This is a genomic window from Glutamicibacter sp. AOP5-A2-18, from assembly GCF_052446055.1.
Classification (GTDB): Bacteria; Actinomycetota; Actinomycetes; order Actinomycetales; family Micrococcaceae; genus Glutamicibacter.
The window spans coordinates 1,463,481-1,482,716 of record NZ_JBQSVW010000001.1; the positions used below are offsets into that span (position 1 = coordinate 1,463,481).

Here is a 19,236-nt window from a genome sequence, read left to right on the forward strand (position 1 = left end):
TTCTGTCTTGGCAGGAATTGTCCGTTCAGGCATGAACGTGATGACAGGCAAGTCATGGAAGGGCTTTGATTCTCTTCCAAAGGGTGGCTACATTGTGTGCCCTAATCACTTGACGGAAATTGATCCGTTGGTGGTTGGCCACGCAATCTATAGCAACGGCAGGCTCCCACGGTGGCTGGCAAAGGAATCTTTGTTTAAGGTTCCTGTGCTTGGGTGGTTCCTTAAGAAGACCGGTCAGGTTCCGGTGACACGTAGTTCAGCTAGTGCTGGTGAATCTCTGAAATCAGCGCAAGAAGTTCTGGACGCTGGGGGAGTCATTGTGATCTACCCAGAAGGTACCCTTACCCGAGATCCAAATTTATGGCCAATGGTCGGTCGCACTGGTGCTGCGCGTCTTGCGCTGCAGACCGGTGCGCCGGTCGTGCCTATGGCCCACTGGGGAGACCAAGAGCTGCTGCCTAGGTATTCCAAAAAGATGTATTTGTTCCCTCGCAAACACGTAACCGTCGCTGTTGGAGCGCCGGTAAATCTTGATGATTTGCGTGATGGCCCTCGTACTCGCACCGTTCTTCAAGAAGCCACTGACCGTATCATGGATGCAATTACCGGTTTGCAGGCTGAACTTCGTCAAGAAGAAGCTCCGGCGACTCGCTGGGATCCCAGTGACCACGGCCAAACTCAGACCGGCCGTAGTTTCGAAAAGCCAGAAAACTAATCGACTTCATCATCACTTTCTAGAGGACAGATAATGACTAAGCCGCTTCCACGTAAAATTGCCGTCATGGGTGCCGGTAGCTGGGGAACCACCTTCGCCAAAGTGCTTGCCGATTCCGTTGTGGACAAGGGGACTCCGGTGCAAATCTGGGCTCGCCGTGATGACGCAGCTGCAGAAATTAATGATCGCCACACCAATTCGCGCTATCTGCGTGAAACGAAGCTTCCGGCGAACATCTCGGCTTCCTCAGATCAGCGTGAAGTGCTAACGGATGCGGATTTGGTGGTTCTTGCCATCCCGTCCCAGTCGTTGCGACAGGAACTGGCGGCGTTCAAAGAACACTTTGCGCCTGGCGTGGTTTTGCTTTCGCTGATGAAGGGTCTGGAACGCGGCACCGATCTACGCATGAGTGAAGTCATTTCGGAAGTGACTGGATTGCCAGCCGAACAAGTAGCCGTGCTTTCAGGTCCAAACCTTGCAATGGAGATTGCCCGTGAGCAGCCAACTGCCTCGGTTGTAGCTTGCACAGATTCAGAAACTGCTGAGTGGATTGCAGAACTTTGTTCAGCACCATATTTCCGTCCTTACACCAATGATGATGTGTTGGGCGTGGAGCTTGGCGGAATCGTCAAAAACATCATTGCCCTCGCTGTTGGTATGTGTGACGGCATGGGTATGGGCGATAATACAAAATCAACTGTCATCACCCGCGGCTTGGCAGAAACCACTCGTCTAGTTCTCGCACTCGGTGGCCGACTAGATACTTTGGCAGGGCTCTCCGGCCTGGGTGACTTGGTGGCAACGTGCTCCTCATCATTGTCGCGTAATAACACCGCGGGCCGTTTGCTGGGGCAGGGACTTTTCCTGGAAGAGGTCAATGACCGCATGTCCCAGACTGCTGAAGGCATCAAGTCTGCACGTGCAGTATTTGATCTGGCGCAGACTCACAAGGTCGAAATGCCAATTACTGAAGCAGTAGTCATGGTTCTTGAAGGTACGCTAAGTGTTGAAAACATGGCAGCACGTCTACTTTCGCGTGAATTGAAGTCTGAAGGAGAACAGCACTAATGGTTGATCGTAAACTCCGAGTCCTGCTCCTTTTCGGCGGTCGTTCATCTGAGCACTCCGTATCTTGTGTAACGGCAGCCGGTGTCATGCATGCCATTGATCGTGAACGTTTTGACGTAATTCCAGTTGGAATTACTCGTGACGGTGGCTGGACCTTGCTGGACAAAGACCCAGAGGGCTGGGCTTTGGACTCCGGCCAGCTGCCGGAGATCTCCTCCGTTGACCACCCGGTGCAGCTGTCTCCTGAAACCAATACAACATCTCTTCAGTCATTGACTGGCGCGACCATTTCTGAGGTTGCTGAAGTCGATGTGGTCTTCCCACTGCTTCACGGTCCTTTCGGTGAAGATGGATCGATCCAGGGAATGCTGGAAACTGCAGGCGTTCCATACGTCGGCTCCGGAATTGCAGCCAGTGCCATGGGCATGGATAAGCACTTCATGAAGGTCGTTTTTGAAGGCGCTGGATTTAACGTTGGACCTTATGAGGTCATCACCAATAAGCAGTGGCTCCGCGATAGCGAAGCTGCTCTAGAACGTTGCCAGAATCTTCAATACCCACTATTCGTAAAACCTGCCCGTGCAGGTTCCTCTGTGGGTATCACCAAGGTGGATGTCCCATCGGAACTTCGCGCCGCAATCGATGTCGCTCGGGCCGAAGACCCAAAGGTGATTGTTGAGCAAGGCATCGTTGGTCGCGAAATTGAGTGTGGCGTATTGGAAGGCCGCGGTAGTTCAGCCGCACGAGCTTCGTTGCCCGGTGAAGTTGCCGTCGCAGCGAACGGACACACGTTCTACGATTTTGAAGCGAAATATGTGGACGGCACCGCAGCCCAGCTCAGTTGCCCCGCTGAACTGAGTGAAGAAGCCACCGCAGAAATCCGCGAGCTTGCAGTCAAAGCCTTTGACTCTTTGGACGCAGAAGGTCTATCCCGCGTTGATTTCTTCTACACGCCCGAGGGCGAGTGGATCATCAATGAAATCAACACCATGCCGGGCTTTACGCCGTCAAGCATGTACCCACAAATGTGGGACAAGACTGGCATTGCATATCCAGAGCTCATCAATGAGCTCATAGCTTTGGCGACTGAACGAAACGTAGGACTGCGCTAAACGACATACTGCATTTGCAAATAACAAAGCGAGGAGACGATTCGTCTCCTCGCTTTGTTATTGCTCAGTGCTTCTTGGCTACAGCTTTTCTGCCTTATCGACGCTAACACACGCCTTTTGGGCTGGAATCTTGGCCGCCGCGTCAGAAAGGGAAGCGAGCACCGTGCTGGAAGGTATGACGTTCGGATCAAGGACCACTTCTGTCGCAGGGGTGCGTCCGTAGGTGGTCAATGTCCAGATCTTTGTCTTTTCATCTTCGTGAGCAACCCAATCAACATCATTGACTGATACGCACGGATCTGAAGTAGGCGTAGGAACTTGCACGCCGCAACGCAGTACTACTTGCGAAGGATCGCCCCAAGCTGAGGTAGCTTGAGAAGTTGTGGACCGTCGTTGTGCGTCCCCGATCAAATCAGGTAACGCCACCATCATCTCTGCGCAGGCAGGATTGGCCGCGTCAGGTGCAGCATCAACGGCGGCGACAGATGAACAAGCAGTGAGAGAAGCAAGTGCAACTACGCTTGCCGCCATAGCCGCAATCTTTTTTATATTTGCATAACATTTCGGCGACACTTCGGAATTCACACTGAGTTTAGACACTTCATAAGCCTACATCCCTACGCTGACAGATAAGATGTATTCAGATGAAACTGTGAAAGGTAGCATATGTCCTTCGATGCACATGCGAGTCAGCCAGTAAAGAAAAAACATACTGGCCGCGCGATAGTACTGAGTATTCTTGTTTTGGTCGCAATTGCGGCGCTTGTAGCCGCCGGCTACCTTTGGAATCTGGGGCGAACATTCGACTCCGAAAGCGGCAAGATTGCTGATGCCTTCCCTAACGAGGACACCCGTCCTGAAGTTAAGGACGAGTCCAAGGATGCAGTCAATATTCTTCTGCTAGGTACAGACACTCGGGCCACGCGAGATGCGTCGGAAGACAGCGAAGACTTTGGCACACTGCCAAATGGCGGTCGTTCCGACACGATGATGCTGGTTCATATCCCTTCGGATCACAAGAATATTTTCGTCACCTCCATCATGCGTGATACCTGGTTGAACATCCCAGGTGTAGGTGAAGCAAAGGTTAATGCGGCCTTCGCCCATGGTGGTGTCTCCAAAGCAGTTGAAACCCTCGAAGGTCTATTCGGTGTTCGCATCAATCACGTTGCGTCAATTGACTTTGAAGGATTCAAGGGACTCACTGATGCCGTTGGTGGCGTGACCATCAACAATCCACGTGCATTCAATTCAACATCCTTCAAGGGCAACAATTTCCCTGAAGGTGTTCAGACCCTCAACGGTGATCAGGCATTAGCGTTCGTTCGTGAACGCCACGCGTTCCCCGAGAGCGACTACCAGCGCGTCAAGAACCAGCAGCTGTTCGTCAAGGCCCTGCTTGGTCAGATCATGTCTAAAGACACCCTGACTAACCCTGCAAAGGTGTCAGACGCTGTGGGACAGATTGCCCCATACATTGCTGTTGATGATTCGCTTGATTCTGCTCAGGTAGCTTCATATGCATCATCTATGCTCAACATCCGTCAGAGCGACATGGAATTCTTCACCCTTCCAAATAGTGGCACCGGTCGATCCGCAGATGGTCAGTCAATCGTGGTTCCAGACATGGCAGCCATTGATAAGTTTGGTCAAGCGCTTCAGGACGATAAAGTTTCTGAGTTCGTGAACACCACTGATCTATCTAAATAGTTCAATTAAGGACTAGGAATCCATGACTCCCCAAAAGCTCGATACCTCCGTGCGCGCAATTCATGAATGGCTTGCTCGGAGCGTCAAGAGTCTCGGGAACCACTCTGATCGACTTAATGCCATCAACGTCTTTCCAGTCGCAGACGGGGATACCGGGAGCAATCTCTACCTCACCGCACGCGCTGGGCACGATGCAGTTAGTGAACTGAAAAGTGACGATATCGGTGGTTTTCTTGAAGTTGCTGCGCGTGCGTCCATGGAGTCCGCCCGCGGTAACTCAGGAACCCTTTTTGCCGTCTTTCTCAGCGGCCTCAGTGAGCCATGGATTGGCCACGAACGGCTGACCGCACCTCTGCTCGCTCTGGGATTGGAGCGGGCAAAGGTACGCTCATGGTCTGCATTGAGTGAACCGGTTGAAGGCACCATGCTTTCGGTAATTAATGCGATAGCTCTAGCTGCTGGATCGACTCTTTCGCACATCAAGACTGATCTCGAAAGCCGTGCTGCATTAGACGCACTGTTGACCCAAATGACTCAGGCGGCGCAGCTAGCGGTCAAGGGTACGGAAACGGAATTGGAACCACTGCTTGAGGCCGGAGTTGTTGATGCCGGAGCAGTGGGAATGCTGATTATCATTGATGAGCTCTGTGCAGCGATCCGTAATGACGTCACTGATTTTGAATCTTATGAATCATTCCATGGCTACAGGGTGCAGGATCCGCATGTTCACCTGAATCGAGAAACCGAGTCCGGGGTTGAAGTCATGTGCACCGTTTCCTTAGATGCCTTGGGTGCGGCCACGTTGCGTGGTCAGCTAGACGCCATGGGCAATTCGGTGATCATGTCGCCGGTGAACCAATTGGGAGAAGATACCTATCGTTGGCGAGTCCATGTCCATGTTCCTGAAGCAGAGCCAGCCATAGAACTAATTGGGAAATACGGCGATCCCGTAAATGTCAGCGTCACCGACTTGTGCACGAATGATGACTGAACAGACCCTGGTTTCATTTGAGGCTTCAGAACTTTCCACCTACCTTGGCGACAAGAACGCCACGGCACTGGAAAAGACATTTGGATATACAACAGTAGGGGAATTGCTGTGGCACTTTCCGCGTCGATATGTTGAAGTCGGTGAGCTGACCCCTATCGCTGAGTTGCCATTTGATGAACACGTCACCGTGGTCGCTCAGGTTGTCAACGTTAGCCAACGTCAGATGCACTCACGCCGAGGCTTCATCTATGAAGTTACGGTTAGTGATGAGCTGAGCTCTGGCGGACAAGAACTGAAGATGACTTTCTTTAATGGTTATCAAGCGCGCACTGATCTGACTGTCGGTACTATCGCGATGTTCAGTGGAAAAGTTGGTTGGTATCAAGACCACTTACAACTCAGCCAACCAGACTACGCAGTATTGGACGAAGCCTCCCAAGCGGACCCTCGACCAATTCCTATCTATCCGGCATCGGCAAAGATGCCCAATAAACGGATACGAGATTTGATAGGGCTGCTTCTCCCACACGTCACCGAAGAGAACCTTCCTGAATTTCTCCCTAGTGACCTTCTTGGATCAAATCATTACCCCCAGCGTTTCCAGGCGTACCTGCAGCGACATGCGCCACGCGAGGTGAAGCACGCGTACGTTGCCCGTCAACGTTTCGCCTATGAAGAAGCATTTGTATTGCAGCTGACCCTAGCTGAACGTAGTCGTCAGCTCGGTGCCCAGCACGCCGTTGCGCGTCCGCGTCAGTCCGGGAAGCTGGCTGACAAGTTTGAAGCGCAATTGCCCTTTACCCTGACCGAAGACCAGCTACAAGTAGGGGATCAGCTTGCGTCTGATCTTTCCCAACCACATCCAATGCACCGTCTTTTACAGGGTGAAGTGGGCTCCGGTAAAACGATCGTCGCATTGAGGGCAATTCTCCAAGTCATTGATGGTGGGGGACAAGCCGCCCTCTTAGCGCCAACGGAAGTTTTGGCCGCTCAGCACTTTGCGTCCATTACTAAGATGTTGGGCAGGCTTGTAGACCCAGGACTATTCGGTGAAGGCGAGGGGGCTGGCGTAGCTCTTCTGACCGGTTCTGCAAAAACGGCACAACGACGACAAGCCCTGTTGGGCATCGCCAGTGGCGAGATCGGTTTGATTATCGGTACTCATGCCTTGCTTAGCGACCAGGTGCAGTTTGCCGAACTCGGGCTTGTCGTTGTTGACGAGCAACACAGATTTGGCGTTGAGCAACGCGATGCGTTGCGAGCCAAGTCTGGTGACGCGGTTCCACACACTTTGGTCATGACGGCCACTCCAATTCCACGTACCGTCGCGATGACAGTATTTGGGGATCTAGACACCTCTACCATCAAGCGTTTGCCAGCTGGACGTGCGCCCATTCAAACGCATATTGTGCCAATGCAACTGACCAGTTTCCGGGAACGATTGTTCTCGAAAATTACGGAAGAAGTGAGTCAGGGGCACCAAGTGTATGTTGTGTGCCCTAGGATCACTGACACCGCTGCAGAACAAGGTGTACTTCTATCGACGTATGAAGAATCGTCGGGCCAAACCATGAGCGTTGAAGCCATGATGGAGCTACTGGCCGGCATGCCAAGTTTCGCTAACGTACGGGTCGAAGCATTGCACTCGCAATTGGACTCAGAGGACAAGCAAGACGTTATGGACTCATTCGCAGGGGGCAACATCGATGTTTTAGTTTCCACGACGGTCATCGAGGTTGGCGTTGACGTCCACAACGCGACTCTCATGGTGATCATGGACGCTGAACGATTCGGAATCTCACAGCTACACCAGCTTCGCGGACGTGTTGGTCGTGGCGGCTTGCAGGGAACGTGCCTGATGACTACATGGCTGGATGCTGATCATCCTTCGGTGGGGCGACTGAAAACAATCGAGTCCACCATGGATGGATTTGAATTGGCTGAAGCGGACTTGGCTGAACGTCGGGAAGGCAATATTCTCGGTGCGCAGCAGTCCGGAAGTAGGTCAGCCTTGAAAGAGCTAAGCATTATCAAGGACCGTAAGCTCATTGAGCAGGCCAGGGCCAATGTTGAGGCGTTGATGAATGTATCCGAGTGGCAAAACAAATACCCAGAACTGCTGAAGATGGCTGGTTCCTGGGTGGACGAGTCATCTCAAGAATTTTTGAATAAGAACTAACTAAAGATTGAGGCTGGAATGAGCCGTATTATTGCCGGTGCAGCGGGCGGAAATCCGTTGAAGTCAGTACCCGGAGATGCGACGCGACCAACTACGGATCGAGTCAAGGAAGCACTGTTTTCCCGCTTAGAGAGCTGGGACGTGCTTTCTGGTGCACGCGTTCTGGACCTATTTGCAGGGTCAGGCGCTCTTGGCATTGAATCGGCAAGCCGGGGCGCACGCCAAGTTGTGCTTGTTGAAAAAGCGCCTAAGGCAGCGAGTGTTTGCCAGCAAAATGCGTCCATGGTTAACAAAGCGCTAAAGGCATCGGTGGTTGCTGTGCATCGAGGTTCTGTTGATTCAGTTCTAGACAGTTTCATGTCAAGCAGTACGGGTCTGCCGAACCGAACATTCGACCTTGTCGTTTTAGATCCTCCTTACCCGCTGACCGAAGAAGAGCTAACGGTTACTCTGGGCAAGATATCCAAGATTCTGGCTGATGACGCGACAGTTGTTATCGAACGCTCGGCTCGTTCACCCGAACCAACCTGGCCCGCGGGCCTAGAGAATTTCTCAGATAAAAAATACGGAGAAACGCACCTATGGTTTGCTGAACCGGTCTAGGTCCAGCGAGTGCCGCACCTCTGAAGGATATGGCCCGGCTGCTTGGCATCGCTCAACCATGTCTTCGGGTAATGGGCTCTGCATGGCGGTGAGGATCAAGTTTCCCGGATAGCGTTGCGTAAACATCTCGGGGCTAGAACTGAGCATCACAAATCTAAAGACAGACTGAGCTGCAACGACTTGAGACTTCGCAAAGTTCAACGGGGGATCATCGCCAATGTTAACGAATAGTAGTCCGCCCTCAGACAAGGAATTAAGAAGTTCTGAGTAGTAGTCAGCTGTAGTCAGGTGTCCGGGAGCTTCCGGCCCCGAGAAGATGTCCAGAACTATGACATCAAATTTTTCATTTGCTAGTTGATCGCTCAAGACCGATCTTGCATCGGCGACAATTGGTCGTAGCTGGCATTGAGCAGGTAGCGGCAATTGAGTTAGGACAAAGTCCAGTAGCTCACGCTCAATATCGACTGCAACATGGGTACTAGAAGGGTAGACAACGCTGGCCCACCGGGCCAGTGTTAGAGCTCCTGCACCCAGATGGAGCATCTTGAGCGGTTTATCCGGGGTGCGCAGCACCTGCAAATGATTAGCAACGCGGGCAAGATATTCGTAGAAGACCTCTTCAGGGTGCGCCAAGTTCACATGCGACTGCGGAGCATCACCGATGGCCAGTATTTTTGATCCTGGGATCAAATCGTCATCATAAATTGTTGCGTGCTCTTGGACGAATCCCAGCCAACGTTTTGCTGTTTTGCTCATCGGTCTAATACCTCTGGTAGGTGCTGGAGCTTTTCTACTGCAGCGGCGATCACCTGGGGTTGTTTGCAGAAAGCGAATCGTAAGAAGCCTTGATAGTGCTTCATGTTTTCGGGGCGCACAAACACTGACAACGGTATCGCAGCGACACCGACTTGTTCAGGCATCAATCGTGCTACCTCCACGGCATCCTTGCGCTTAAATTGATTAATGTCTGCCACAAGGAAGTATGTGCCCTTGGGCCTGATGACAGGGATGCCAGCCGCCTCCAGCCCTCGGGACAACGCTATTGCGCTTTCCTCTAGTGTCGCGGCGAATCTTTCAAAGAATGGAACTGGTAGCTGTAAAGCTTGGGCAATTGCTGGCTGAAAAGCTGGGCCTGAGGAGTAGGTGAGGAACTGCTTGACTGTTCGAAGCGCCGTGATCAGTTCTTTAGGACCAGTGGCCCAGCCGACTTTCCAACCCGTGAAAGAAAATGATTTACCGGAAGACGAGATCGTGAGCGTTCGTTCAAAACCGCCAGGCAGGCTTGCAATCGGAACATGCTTCGTACCAAAGGTGAGATGTTCATAGACTTCATCGGAGATGATGATGCAGTTGTGCTGATGAGCCAAGGCAATGATCTCATTGAGAACAGTGAGTGAAAATACCGCACCCGTAGGATTGTGTGGGTTATTGATAAGAATGATTCGAGTTTGGTCCGTGACTACACTGCGAAGATCATCTAGGTCGGGTTCAAACGCGGGAGCCCGCAGCGGGACTACCCTATGCTGCGCATTCGTCAAGCCGATCATGGCCGCATAAGAGTCGTAAAACGGCTCGAAAGTTACTACTTCGTCGCCTGATTCTATGAAAGCCAGTAGCGCCGCGGCGATGGCCTCGGTTGCACCAGTCGTTACAACTACTTCGGATAGTGGATCGATCTTCAACGAATAGAAGCGGTTCTGATGCTCTGAGATTGCCTCTCTGAGCTGCAGGGTTCCGGATCCCGGCGCATACTGATTGGCCCCGCCCATTATGGAATCTATAGCAATTTGGCGGACTTCTTCCGGACCTTCAGTATCCGGGAAACCTTGACCTAAGTTGATTGCATTATGTTTATTGGCGAGTGCGGTGATCTCTTCAAAGATCGTCACTCCGGGTTGACCGGCAGAGTCCAGAAGATTCGCCCCGTGCGCTGTACGTTGCCAAGGAGTCATTGAAATACCCATAGGTTCATTATGAGTGCCTTGCAATGGTTTGTTGGCAATTTAGTCAACAAATGGTTGCATGACATTTACCTTAGAACCAACAATTGAGCTGAGTTCTTGATAGATTCAGTTCATGCGAAGAGCAGTATGCCCCGGATCCTTTGACCCAATCCACAATGGTCACGTTGAAATCATTGCGCGTGCGGCAAGCCTTTTTGACGAGGTGATCGTTGCTGTGTCTACGAACTATTCCAAGAAGTATCGGTTTAGTGAAGACGAGCGCGTAGCAATGGTTGAAGAGACCGTCGGGGGGTTGCGCGGCGTAACAGCTGTCCCGATGGGACAGGGGCTCCTAGCTGATTTCTGCAAGGAAAACGGTGCCGAGGCCATAGTCAAAGGACTTCGTAGCACTGTGGACTACGCCTATGAGATCCCAATGGCGACCATGAATCGACACTTAACTGGCGTCGAGACGGTGTTCCTGCAGGCAGATACTCGTTTCACTCATCTGTCTTCTTCACTTTTGAAGGAAGTTCAAGCACTGGGTGGAGACGTTGACGAGTACTTCCCTCGTTCAGTCAAAAAACGGCTCCTTGAATAGCTGATGCTTAACGCAATTGGTAATTACACAGGGTAGATATAAGATTAGGGTCTTGAAAGATCACTCTCACTTTTTCGGACGGTATTTCTAAAATGAATCCACGAGTCATCACTAAAGCAGTAATCCCAGCCGCAGGTTTGGGTACTCGCTTCTTGCCAGCAACCAAGGCAATGCCAAAGGAGATGCTGCCAGTTGTCGATAAGCCAGCTATCCAGTACGTTGTCTCGGAAGCTGTAAAGGCTGGCTTCACCGACCTTTTGATGGTCACCGGCCGTAGTAAGCGGGCTCTTGAGGATCACTTTGACCGAGTTCCATCGTTGGAGTACTCGCTAGAGGCTAAGGGCGACAAGAAAAAACTGGCTGCAATTCACGAAGCAACTCACTTGGGCGACATTCACTATGTCCGCCAGGGTGACCCAAAGGGGCTCGGCCATGCAGTCTTGTGCGCTAAGCAGCACGTCGGTAATGAACCATTCGCTGTCTTGCTTGGCGATGACCTGATCGATGAACGTGACGAGTTGCTGTCGGTGATGGCTGAAGTTCAGCAAAAAACCGGTGGTTCTGTGATTGCTTTGATGGAAGTTGAGCCAGAGCAGATTAGCGCATACGGTTGCGCCGACGTATCAGTCGTTGAAGGCGAAGAATACGTCAAGGTCAACGGGCTTGTTGAAAAGCCGGCAGTGGACGAAGCACCAAGCAACTTGGCGATTATTGGACGTTATCTTCTTCACCCAAGTGTGTTTGAAGTACTTGAGCACACCGCTCCAGGACGAGGCAACGAGATTCAGCTGACTGACGCTCTTCAAGTTCTTGCTGCTGCAGAAGGAGAGGGCGCTGGTGTGCACGCTGTTGTGTTCCGTGGACGCCGTTACGACACTGGTGACAAGCTGAGCTACCTTCAGGCAAATATCACTCTGGCAGTAGACCACGAAGATCTCGGCGCAGGACTCAAGACCTGGCTGAAGGACTTTGTAGCAGGACTCGACGACTAGAGAGCTCCCGGCCTGTTCCGGATGGCATAGACGCTATAAAAGCGGCGACCTAGAAAAATCTAGGTCGCCACTTCGATTTTGAGGGTTCAGGTTTCAACTTCGTGGAATCCAAAGGTTCAGCTGATCTGGTGCTGAAATGTGTCCATCGTGAAGCTGAATTGCCACTAGAGATACCAGAACGGAATGGGTCGCCTAAACCCAAATCTTATTTGGCCTGCAGCCCCAGTTCGCGGCTAAGCCTTTTCGCGATGGCCTGATGACCCAAATTATTTGGATGGAATGCGTCTGACTTCCCTTTCCAAGTGACGGCGCCGGCAGGCCCACGATTGGCTGGCTGATCAAAAATGTCGGAGATTTGAATATAAGTGCCACCGTTTTGCAAGCATGATTCGCGAATGATGCGATCTAGGGCTTGAGTATTCTTTGATTTTGAATCATGCCACACGCCTAGACAAACCAGTTTTACCTTTGGCGAGCTGGCTTTGATCTTTTTCAAGTATGCCTGATATTCACGCTTGAACACTTGGGCCGGTGTGCGTCCCCTTATGTCGTTGGTCCCCAGCTCAACGATCGCCAGGTCGACTTTTGAGGGCAGTTCCTTGCGCTCGGCGATGTACTTTAACTTCGCACCGGACTTGGCAATGGTCGTGATTGAATTCGTTCCTCCGCTGCTGAGCTTTTGCTCAACAAGTTCACGAAAGCTCCTGGGCAGTTCCTGAGCATCACGACCGACGGTGATGGAATCGCCCGCAAACAGCACACGGTCGTAAGTGTTGATCGTGGTGGTCTGTTGCGGATCGGTACTTGGTAGTGACTCATTGGCCTGATCTGAAGAGGTGGTGACGCTTCGAATTACCGGAATTGCTCCTACGGCAAGAACGATTAATATGATTAGTCCGATTGCTAGCTTGCGACCCACGGATTTCCTATCGGTACTGGGGTGGTCAGGCACTCGGCACTCCCACATATACGTTTCTCATACTTCTTGACGACAGGGCTTAGTTTATCGGTGGAGTGTGAATACTGGGTGTCGGGCAACATGGAGATCTGGTGACATGCATCGCACTTTGGCGGCGCGTCCGACTCGCTCCTTTGGAATCTGATTTTGCCGGCTTGTTATTGTTGTTTCACCCCAAACACCCGTATTGGGCTTTCGTTTCAATAACTTCCGTTCTTGAATAATTCGATAGATCAATGACGTATCAAAGCAATATTGATCGGTTCATTCTCTGATTTCGTGGATTAATCGTGGTAATTATCACTAGCGAGTCGGCTGATTTTGCTCAGGGTAAACACAACTAGCGTCGGTATTCTGTTTGCTTGCGCGAAGTCTCGCGGATCGTTGGTTTGCTTCGGCGTGTGTCATCCCCGTGGAGTTGGTTTGAAAAAAGAAGTCCCTGAGTCGTCAGGTTTTGCGTCACGTAGTACGCGCAAAGCGGTAGAACGAAAAAAGAAGAAACGAACTAGAACTGTCTTCGTCGCTGTCGTTGCAGTGATGTTGGTTTGTGTGCTCGGAGCCGGTTACTACGTCTTTGATCTTCAACGACAGTTCAACTCAAAATCTAATTCGCTGTCTTTGGCTTTTTCGGATGCAGACCAGCAAGCCCGTCCCGTGAAGGACCCTGACGACAAGTCGATGAACGTCTTAATGCTTGGTGTGGATCATGCAGATGATGACAGTGACGGATCAGCTGCTTTGACCGGTGCTGTCGAGCAGCGTAGTGACTCAATGATGCTTGTGCATATTCCGGAAGACCGTTCGCAGATTTACGTCATGTCCATGGTTCGAGACATGTATGTGGATATTCCCGGGCATGGTCAGAACAAGCTCAATGCCGCAGTGTCATTGGGTGGCGTTCCGCTTCTAATGCAGACTGTCGAAGGTATGTTTGATACAAAAATCGACCATGTCGCCATGGTCGATTTTGAAGGTTTCAAAGAGCTCTCGACCGCACTCGGGGGTGTGAGCGTGGAGAACGACCTTCCATTTACTGCAAATGACACGGACTACTTCTATCCAAAGGGCACAGTTGCCCTAGAAGGAGACAGGGCCCTTCGGTTTGTTAGAGAACGTAAGTCATTCTCAAACGGTGATTATCAGCGCGTAGTCAACCAGCGAAAATTCATTGCCTCGGTCGCCAACAAGCTCTTGTCTTCGGATACGCTGACGAATCCAGTCAAGCTTTACGACATTGTGGACACCGTTTCGCCTTACCTAACCTTTGATGAAGATTTTGATGCAGCAACCTTGGTTGGCCTTGGAATGCAGCTAAAGAACGTGGATACAAGGAATATGGCTATGTTTACAATGCCTACCGCGGGAAGTTCGGTCGATGCCCAAGGGCAATCGATAGAGCTTGCCAGTGAGCAAGCCGTTGACCGAATTGGCGAGGCATTGCGTACGGACACCATGGCGGAGTACCTCAAGGTAAATCCACCTGAAAGTGAATAATCTTGTGATGGGCGTGACAAAACGACTGATAATCAGACTGAATCACGAAGATCGATGATCCGATCTACTAGACTTTGAACATCTGTGCTTACGAACCGAGCCACAGTTAGCTTCGAGAATGAGGACTTTTGGGGATGACAGTTGCAGAGGAGGCCGATAAATTCGGCCTGCACCGAGTAGGTGCGCGTCCTTCACTGGGCGACTATCTGAGGCAAACTTGGGAGCGCCGCGAATTCATTTATGAGTTAGCGAAGGCTCGAGTTCAGAAACAGAACCAGCAGAACCGCCTTGGAATGATTTGGGTTGTTCTGAAACCGACCATGAACGCCATCATGTATGGCGTTATTTTCGGTGTTTTGCAGGGGGACAAGAAGGGACCAGACTTCCCAGTCTTCGTAGTAATTGGCGTTTTTCTCTTTGAATTCTTCACCAGCTCGATGAACGGCGGCGCCAAGTCAATCACGGGAAACTCGGCCTTAGTGCAGTCCCTTTCCTTCCCCAGATTGAGCCTGCCGGTAGCTCAGGTAACGCAAAACCTACTTACGCTGATGCCCATGGTTTTGGTCATGTTCATCTACTCAATGATTCTCGGAACTACACCCAAGTGGTCGTGGTTTGGGGTCATTCCACTTATCGCCATTTTCTCAGTGTTTAACATGGGCATTGCACTGATGTGTGCTCGAATCACGGTTCACGTTAGAGACTTCACCCAAATTCTCCCGCTAATCTCCCGCATGCTGTTCTACACCTCCGGCGTTCTTTTTGACGTTGACCGACTCCTTAGCAGCTGGCCGTGGTTGGTAACCGTTTTTGAATTCCACCCGTTGTATCAGACCCTGCATCTTGCTCGAGCAATGATCATGAACGATTCTGAGTACAATCCGATGAGCTGGGTTATCGTCAGCGTTTGGGCGGTTGCAGTACTGGCCGTTGGACTTGTTTACTTCTGGAAGGCTGAGGAGCGTTACGGCCGTGCCAATTAGTTTTGATGATCTGATCAACCCTGGATTGCATCCAGAGTATGAGCCTGCGCCAATTTTTTCGGACGACACGTCTTTCATAGACGTCGTGAAACCAGAGGACATTAAGCCTTCTGCGTTGAAGATCGATGAATTGCGCAAGCCTGTCGTGATGGTCGATAACCTCCACGTGAAGTACCAAGTGTTTTCCAGTGGTAAAGCCGTGGGCAACGCTGGCGCTCGTAAGCTCCTTCAGCCAAAGATGCGAGGAGTCAGGACCGTACACGCGTTGAAGGGTATTTCTTTCGTTGCGTATGAAAACGAGTCCATCGGAATTATCGGTTCCAACGGTTCCGGTAAGTCAACTCTGCTGCGTGCCATCACAGGGCTAACTCCGCCTGCCGAAGGTTCTGTGTATGCTCGCTCTCGTCCAAGTCTGCTTGGCGTTGGAGCAGCACTAATCCCGGATCTTTCCGGAGACAAGAACATCACTTTGGGTGGTTTAGCTCTGGGGTACAACCGTGAGCAGGTTGAGCAGATGCGTGAGCAAATCACTAAGTTTGCAGAGTTGGAAGAGTTTATTGATCTTCCAATGCGAACGTATTCCTCAGGTATGGCCGCTCGTCTGAAGTTTGCAATCGCTGCGTCCAAAGAACACGACATTCTCATCGTTGATGAGGCCTTGGCCGTTGGTGACGCTAAGTTCCGAAAGCGAAGCGAAGCCAAGATCCGGGAGATCCGCGAGAACGCCGGAACCGTGTTCTTGGTGTCTCACTCGATGAATTCCATTAAAGAAACTTGCAACCGCTGCATCTGGATTGAAAAAGGCGTCCAGAAGATGGATGGCGACCCGGACACTGTGATCAAGGCCTACCAGCAACATAAGAAGTAAGAGACGAATGACTGAACTTCCCGGCGTATCGTACGTCATGCCAGTGCTGAATGAAGCTGATTATCTAGAAGAAGCAGTCGGTTCAATTCTGACCCAGGATTATGACGGTGATAAAGAGCTGATTATTGCTCTGGGTCCAAGCACCGATGATACCGATGAAGTTGCGCAGCGATTAGCGGCCTCGGATCCTCGGCTGATCTTGGTCGACAATCCGCTCGGACGTACGCCGATTGCTCTGAACTTAGCTATCAGAAAATCATCTCATCCCATCATTATGCGTGTTGACGCGCATAGTGAGCTTCCCGCCAATTACACGAGTCGGGGTGTAGAAACGCTTTATCGCGTGGGCGCCCACGACGTTGGCGGGCTGATGGACGCGCGAGGAAAAACCCCTGTACAACGCGCTATTGCAGCGGCGTACCACTCCAAATTTGGTTTTGGGGGACCGGCATACCATTCCGGTGCGCCTGAGGGTGAAGCCGAGTCTGCTTACTTGGGAATCTTCCGACGCGAAGTATTTGATGAAGTTGGTTTCTACGACGAAAACATGTGGCGAGCTCAGGACTGGGAACTGTGTTTGCGTATCCGCCAGGCGGGACACAAAGTTTGGTTTGATCCGGAACTCAAAGTTGGATATTACCCACGAGATAATTTTGTGGCATTAGCACGCCAGTCCTTTGCCTCAGGAACTTGGCGTGGAGAGATTGCGCGCAGATTCCCGGAGGGGAAATCATTGCGACATGACATCCCGCCATTACTGTTGGCCGGTGTGGGCATTGGATCCGTTGCGTTGATCCTCGCGCCGTTGACGCGCGGACGTGTTTCACCACCGGTGCAATCACTCGTAAACCTTGCTGCCTCTGCGCCCATGGTTTATGCGGCGGCCACGGTGGCAGCTGGATTAGCATCCAAGGGTGAGAACTTAAAAGAAAAACTTCTGACTGCTGCGGCTTTCCAATCCATTCACCTTCCGTGGGCTGCTGGTTATTTGAAGGGCCGTATTTTTGGTGCCGCAGGTACCTTGGATAAGGGTCGTGTTAAGTGAGCGTTCAACGCCCAAAAAATCCAACGCTTGAGCAACTCCGCGCTGTTTGCCAGCCGCCGGAGGTCAAAGCAAGGAAAAACGCGGAACACTGGACTGCTGAACTGTATTTGCGACACATCTCAATTTATCTGACCGCAGTTTTGGTAAGAACTCGAATCACAGCCAACGGCGTGACCGGTTTGATGATTCTGGCTGGTTGGTGCATGTCTTTGGCACTGTTGATCCCAGGCATCTGGGGGCCCGTACTTGCTGTAGTGCTGTCCCAAGTGCAGTTGTACTTTGACTGTTCAGATGGTGAGGTAGCCCGCTGGCGCGCTTCACAATCTCCACGTGGAATTTTCATCGACATGGTGGGTCACCACACCACCGAGGCATTGATTCCCATTGCCTTGGGTTATCGAGTGTTCAAGGAGCTGTCCGCTGATGGCATGCTCACTGAACAAGCCTGGCCGACCTTGTTTATGAGTGCATGTCTGTCGGTCTTGCTGATCCTGAACCGTTCACAGTCGCTTATGGTTCATGCTGCGCGTGGCATGGCGGGTCTAACTAAATTGCCAGATACTGCCGAAGCACGAGCAGTTTCAACGACCACTTTGATTGGCCGCCTGCGCTCGCTTGCACGCTTCCTTCCGTTCCACCGTCTATTGCACGCCGTGGAACTAAGCTTGCTCATTCTGGTTTGCTCCATTATTTCCGCTCTAGCTGGAGCTCCGGGTCTAGCTGAAAAGTGGATGATTTGGATCCTGCTACCGGCATGTGTGCTGGTGAATATTGGCCATTTCCTATCAAACATGGTGTCGTCGCGTTTGAAGGCTTAGAGCTTGGACGCAGTATCAATTCGAATAAACGGAAAGGGGAGTTCATGGAAAAGCGATTGGCTCCAACAATCGGTGTTGTCGTACTGACCATGGGCAACCGTCCGGTCGAGCTACGTCGGGCTCTTGACTCATTGTTGTCGCAGTCAGACGTCACCATTGATGCCGTAGTCGTGGGAAACGGTTGGGACCCAACCGATATACCTGCAGGCATCAAGACTCACTTTTTACCGGAGAACTTGGGAATTCCTGCCGGTAGGAACGCAGGAGTAGGGCAAGTCGAGGGGGAGTATCTTTGCTTCCTGGATGATGACTCCTGGTTCTTAGATGATGACTTTCTGATTGCTGCTGTGCAGCGATTCAAAAAGTATCCGCGCATGGGTCTTCTTCAGCCACGAATCACTGACCCGGAGCACAGCGATCAAGATCCAACCCGTTGGATTCCACGTCTAAAGAAGCGCACTGCTGAAGAACCGAGCCGAGTATTCCATGTTGGCGAAACTTGCTTGGTCACGACTCGCGTGCTATTCGACCTCACCGGCGGATGGGCTGGCGGATTCTGGTACGCCCACGAAGGCATTGAACTGGCATGGCGTATTTGGGATACCGGAACCTACGTCTGGTACGCAGGCGATATGCGTATCGCCCATCCAGTAGTTGACCCACGAAGGCACGAAGAGTTCTACCGTCTTAATGCGCGTAACCGGGTGTGGCTTGCTCGCCGAAACCTGCCAGCTCCCTTCAGCTTTATCTACCCGACCACATGGATGCTGATCGAATGCCTTCGCATGCGAGACAAGCCAAACGCAGTCAAGCAGTATCTGGCTGGCTGGAAGGCAGGCTGGAAAGGCAGCCCGTGGTACAAGGAACCGCGGGCAAAGCTTCGCTGGATTACTTTGCTGAGGATGACCCTTTCTGGGCGACCGCCGATTATCTAACACAACTCAGCAGCCGTAGTCGTGGTGCTATGGTGTCAACTGAGCACCGTTAATTGCCGTCAAAAACGAAGCTGCAAACAATCCTGTTAGTACGATGTTTCTCACTGCGCAGTTCAAACTTTAGATGAACAGACGGTAAGATGTTTTTGAACGAAGCATGGAATTCTTTGTCATGTGTGTTACTTACGACTGCTGGACGGTGTGAAATTTGGGAATCCACG

Annotated in this window: 19 protein-coding genes; 15 read left to right on the forward strand and 4 right to left on the reverse strand. The window is 51.6% G+C overall.

What is annotated here, in order from left to right:
• Nucleotides 1–31 precede the first annotated feature (31 nt).
• Genes ACT3RW_RS06910 through ACT3RW_RS06920 form a run of 3 tightly spaced genes read left to right on the forward strand, consistent with a single transcriptional unit; the run spans nucleotide 32 to nucleotide 2,895 of the window.
• Nucleotides 32–715 (forward strand): lysophospholipid acyltransferase family protein, encoded by a 684-nt coding sequence (locus tag ACT3RW_RS06910; protein WP_131088024.1) that lies wholly within the window; start codon nucleotides 32–34, stop codon nucleotides 713–715.
• Between the two features lie 33 nt (nucleotides 716–748).
• Complete coding sequence (locus ACT3RW_RS06915) at nucleotides 749–1,783, forward strand: NAD(P)H-dependent glycerol-3-phosphate dehydrogenase (protein WP_444613261.1); 1,035 nt, start codon at nucleotides 749–751, stop codon at nucleotides 1,781–1,783.
• Complete coding sequence (locus tag ACT3RW_RS06920; RefSeq protein ID WP_444613262.1) at nucleotides 1,783–2,895, forward strand: D-alanine--D-alanine ligase family protein; 1,113 nt, start codon at nucleotides 1,783–1,785, stop codon at nucleotides 2,893–2,895. Before ACT3RW_RS06915 ends, ACT3RW_RS06920 begins: the two co-directional genes overlap by 1 nt.
• Before the next feature lie 78 nt (nucleotides 2,896–2,973).
• Here the strand turns inward: ACT3RW_RS06920 and ACT3RW_RS06925 are convergent, their stop codons facing one another.
• Nucleotides 2,974–3,426: a DUF3515 family protein gene (locus ACT3RW_RS06925; RefSeq protein WP_131088027.1), complete on the reverse strand. Its 453-nt coding sequence runs from the start codon at nucleotides 3,424–3,426 to the stop codon at nucleotides 2,974–2,976.
• A gap of 135 nt (nucleotides 3,427–3,561) precedes the next feature.
• Here ACT3RW_RS06925 and ACT3RW_RS06930 point away from each other — a divergent pair, with 135 nt between their 5' ends.
• From ACT3RW_RS06930 to rsmD, 4 genes are read left to right on the forward strand one after another with little or no spacing between them, the layout of a single operon-like run.
• Nucleotides 3,562–4,605: an LCP family protein gene (locus ACT3RW_RS06930; RefSeq protein WP_131088028.1), complete on the forward strand. Its 1,044-nt coding sequence runs from the start codon at nucleotides 3,562–3,564 to the stop codon at nucleotides 4,603–4,605.
• A 22-nt stretch (nucleotides 4,606–4,627) separates the two neighbouring features.
• Nucleotides 4,628–5,596, forward strand: a complete 969-nt coding sequence (locus tag ACT3RW_RS06935) for a DAK2 domain-containing protein (protein WP_444613263.1) — start codon at nucleotides 4,628–4,630, stop codon at nucleotides 5,594–5,596.
• Nucleotides 5,589–7,775: an ATP-dependent DNA helicase RecG gene (locus tag ACT3RW_RS06940; protein WP_444613264.1), complete on the forward strand. Its 2,187-nt coding sequence runs from the start codon at nucleotides 5,589–5,591 to the stop codon at nucleotides 7,773–7,775. Before ACT3RW_RS06935 ends, ACT3RW_RS06940 begins: the two co-directional genes overlap by 8 nt.
• A gap of 18 nt (nucleotides 7,776–7,793) precedes the next feature.
• Nucleotides 7,794–8,378, forward strand: coding sequence for a 16S rRNA (guanine(966)-N(2))-methyltransferase RsmD (gene rsmD / locus ACT3RW_RS06945; protein ID WP_444613265.1), 585 nt, complete (start codon nucleotides 7,794–7,796; stop codon nucleotides 8,376–8,378).
• On the opposite strand, the gene ACT3RW_RS06950 is transcribed toward rsmD, so the two are convergent.
• Together ACT3RW_RS06950 and ACT3RW_RS06955 are read right to left on the reverse strand one after the other, a co-directional pair.
• Nucleotides 8,355–9,134, reverse strand: coding sequence for a spermidine synthase (locus ACT3RW_RS06950; protein WP_444613266.1), 780 nt, complete (start codon nucleotides 9,132–9,134; stop codon nucleotides 8,355–8,357). The genes rsmD and ACT3RW_RS06950 overlap by 24 nt on opposite strands.
• Nucleotides 9,131–10,342, reverse strand: a complete 1,212-nt coding sequence (locus ACT3RW_RS06955; RefSeq protein WP_444613267.1) for an aminotransferase class I/II-fold pyridoxal phosphate-dependent enzyme — start codon at nucleotides 10,340–10,342, stop codon at nucleotides 9,131–9,133. Before ACT3RW_RS06955 ends, ACT3RW_RS06950 begins: the two co-directional genes overlap by 4 nt.
• Before the next feature lie 112 nt (nucleotides 10,343–10,454).
• On the opposite strand from ACT3RW_RS06955, the gene coaD reads away from it, so the two are divergent.
• Entirely contained in the window at nucleotides 10,455–10,922 is a 468-nt protein-coding gene (gene coaD / locus ACT3RW_RS06960) for a pantetheine-phosphate adenylyltransferase (protein ID WP_131088034.1), read from the forward strand.
• 92 nt (nucleotides 10,923–11,014) lie between these two features.
• Complete coding sequence (galU, locus tag ACT3RW_RS06965) at nucleotides 11,015–11,914, forward strand: UTP--glucose-1-phosphate uridylyltransferase GalU (protein ID WP_444613268.1); 900 nt, start codon at nucleotides 11,015–11,017, stop codon at nucleotides 11,912–11,914.
• A 205-nt stretch (nucleotides 11,915–12,119) separates the two neighbouring features.
• Here galU and ACT3RW_RS06970 read toward each other — a convergent pair whose 3' ends face one another.
• On the reverse strand, nucleotides 12,120–12,833 hold the full coding sequence (locus tag ACT3RW_RS06970; protein ID WP_444613269.1) for an SGNH/GDSL hydrolase family protein: 714 nt from the start codon (nucleotides 12,831–12,833) through the stop codon (nucleotides 12,120–12,122).
• 462 nt (nucleotides 12,834–13,295) lie between these two features.
• On the opposite strand from ACT3RW_RS06970, the gene ACT3RW_RS06975 reads away from it, so the two are divergent.
• From ACT3RW_RS06975 to ACT3RW_RS07000, 6 genes are all read left to right on the forward strand, one after another.
• Nucleotides 13,296–14,366 (forward strand): LCP family protein, encoded by a 1,071-nt coding sequence (locus ACT3RW_RS06975; RefSeq protein WP_444613270.1) that lies wholly within the window; start codon nucleotides 13,296–13,298, stop codon nucleotides 14,364–14,366.
• 134 nt (nucleotides 14,367–14,500) lie between these two features.
• Nucleotides 14,501–15,349 (forward strand): ABC transporter permease, encoded by an 849-nt coding sequence (locus ACT3RW_RS06980; RefSeq protein WP_131088038.1) that lies wholly within the window; start codon nucleotides 14,501–14,503, stop codon nucleotides 15,347–15,349.
• A 148-nt stretch (nucleotides 15,350–15,497) separates the two neighbouring features.
• Nucleotides 15,498–16,217 carry an ABC transporter ATP-binding protein gene (locus ACT3RW_RS06985; protein WP_444614623.1) on the forward strand — a complete coding sequence of 240 codons (720 nt, stop codon included), beginning with the start codon at nucleotides 15,498–15,500 and terminating at the stop codon, nucleotides 16,215–16,217.
• Nucleotides 16,218–16,224: 7 nt separating this feature from the next.
• The gene (locus tag ACT3RW_RS06990; RefSeq protein ID WP_444613271.1) at nucleotides 16,225–17,262 is read left to right on the forward strand and encodes a glycosyltransferase family 2 protein; all 1,038 of its coding nucleotides are present in this window, start codon (nucleotides 16,225–16,227) and stop codon (nucleotides 17,260–17,262) included.
• A complete protein-coding gene (locus ACT3RW_RS06995; protein WP_444613272.1) occupies nucleotides 17,259–18,080 on the forward strand; it encodes a CDP-alcohol phosphatidyltransferase family protein in 822 nt (273 codons plus the stop codon). Before ACT3RW_RS06990 ends, ACT3RW_RS06995 begins: the two co-directional genes overlap by 4 nt.
• 44 nt (nucleotides 18,081–18,124) lie before the next feature.
• Nucleotides 18,125–19,015: a glycosyltransferase family 2 protein gene (locus ACT3RW_RS07000; RefSeq protein WP_444613273.1), complete on the forward strand. Its 891-nt coding sequence runs from the start codon at nucleotides 18,125–18,127 to the stop codon at nucleotides 19,013–19,015.
• Nucleotides 19,016–19,236 lie beyond the last annotated feature (221 nt).

Excerpts from the sequence above, each read along its gene's own strand:
- ACT3RW_RS06990 (WP_444613271.1), top strand. The coding sequence starts at position 16,225 with ATGACTGAACTTCCCGGCGTATCGTACGTCATGCCAGTGCTGAATGAA.
- ACT3RW_RS06950 (WP_444613266.1), bottom strand. The coding sequence starts at position 9,134 with ATGAGCAAAACAGCAAAACGTTGGCTGGGATTCGTCCAAGAGCACGCA.
- ACT3RW_RS06910 (WP_131088024.1), top strand. The coding sequence starts at position 32 with ATGAACGTGATGACAGGCAAGTCATGGAAGGGCTTTGATTCTCTTCCA.
- ACT3RW_RS06980 (WP_131088038.1), top strand. The coding sequence starts at position 14,501 with ATGACAGTTGCAGAGGAGGCCGATAAATTCGGCCTGCACCGAGTAGGT.
- ACT3RW_RS06985 (WP_444614623.1), top strand. The coding sequence starts at position 15,498 with ATGGTCGATAACCTCCACGTGAAGTACCAAGTGTTTTCCAGTGGTAAA.
- galU (WP_444613268.1), top strand. The coding sequence starts at position 11,015 with ATGAATCCACGAGTCATCACTAAAGCAGTAATCCCAGCCGCAGGTTTG.
- coaD (WP_131088034.1), top strand. The coding sequence starts at position 10,455 with ATGCGAAGAGCAGTATGCCCCGGATCCTTTGACCCAATCCACAATGGT.
- ACT3RW_RS06955 (WP_444613267.1), bottom strand. The coding sequence starts at position 10,342 with ATGGGTATTTCAATGACTCCTTGGCAACGTACAGCGCACGGGGCGAAT.
- rsmD (WP_444613265.1), top strand. The coding sequence starts at position 7,794 with ATGAGCCGTATTATTGCCGGTGCAGCGGGCGGAAATCCGTTGAAGTCA.
- ACT3RW_RS07000 (WP_444613273.1), top strand. The coding sequence starts at position 18,125 with ATGGAAAAGCGATTGGCTCCAACAATCGGTGTTGTCGTACTGACCATG.
- ACT3RW_RS06915 (WP_444613261.1), top strand. The coding sequence starts at position 749 with ATGACTAAGCCGCTTCCACGTAAAATTGCCGTCATGGGTGCCGGTAGC.
- ACT3RW_RS06930 (WP_131088028.1), top strand. The coding sequence starts at position 3,562 with ATGTCCTTCGATGCACATGCGAGTCAGCCAGTAAAGAAAAAACATACT.
- ACT3RW_RS06920 (WP_444613262.1), top strand. The coding sequence starts at position 1,783 with ATGGTTGATCGTAAACTCCGAGTCCTGCTCCTTTTCGGCGGTCGTTCA.
- ACT3RW_RS06925 (WP_131088027.1), bottom strand. The coding sequence starts at position 3,426 with ATGGCGGCAAGCGTAGTTGCACTTGCTTCTCTCACTGCTTGTTCATCT.
- ACT3RW_RS06940 (WP_444613264.1), top strand. The coding sequence starts at position 5,589 with ATGACTGAACAGACCCTGGTTTCATTTGAGGCTTCAGAACTTTCCACC.
- ACT3RW_RS06935 (WP_444613263.1), top strand. The coding sequence starts at position 4,628 with ATGACTCCCCAAAAGCTCGATACCTCCGTGCGCGCAATTCATGAATGG.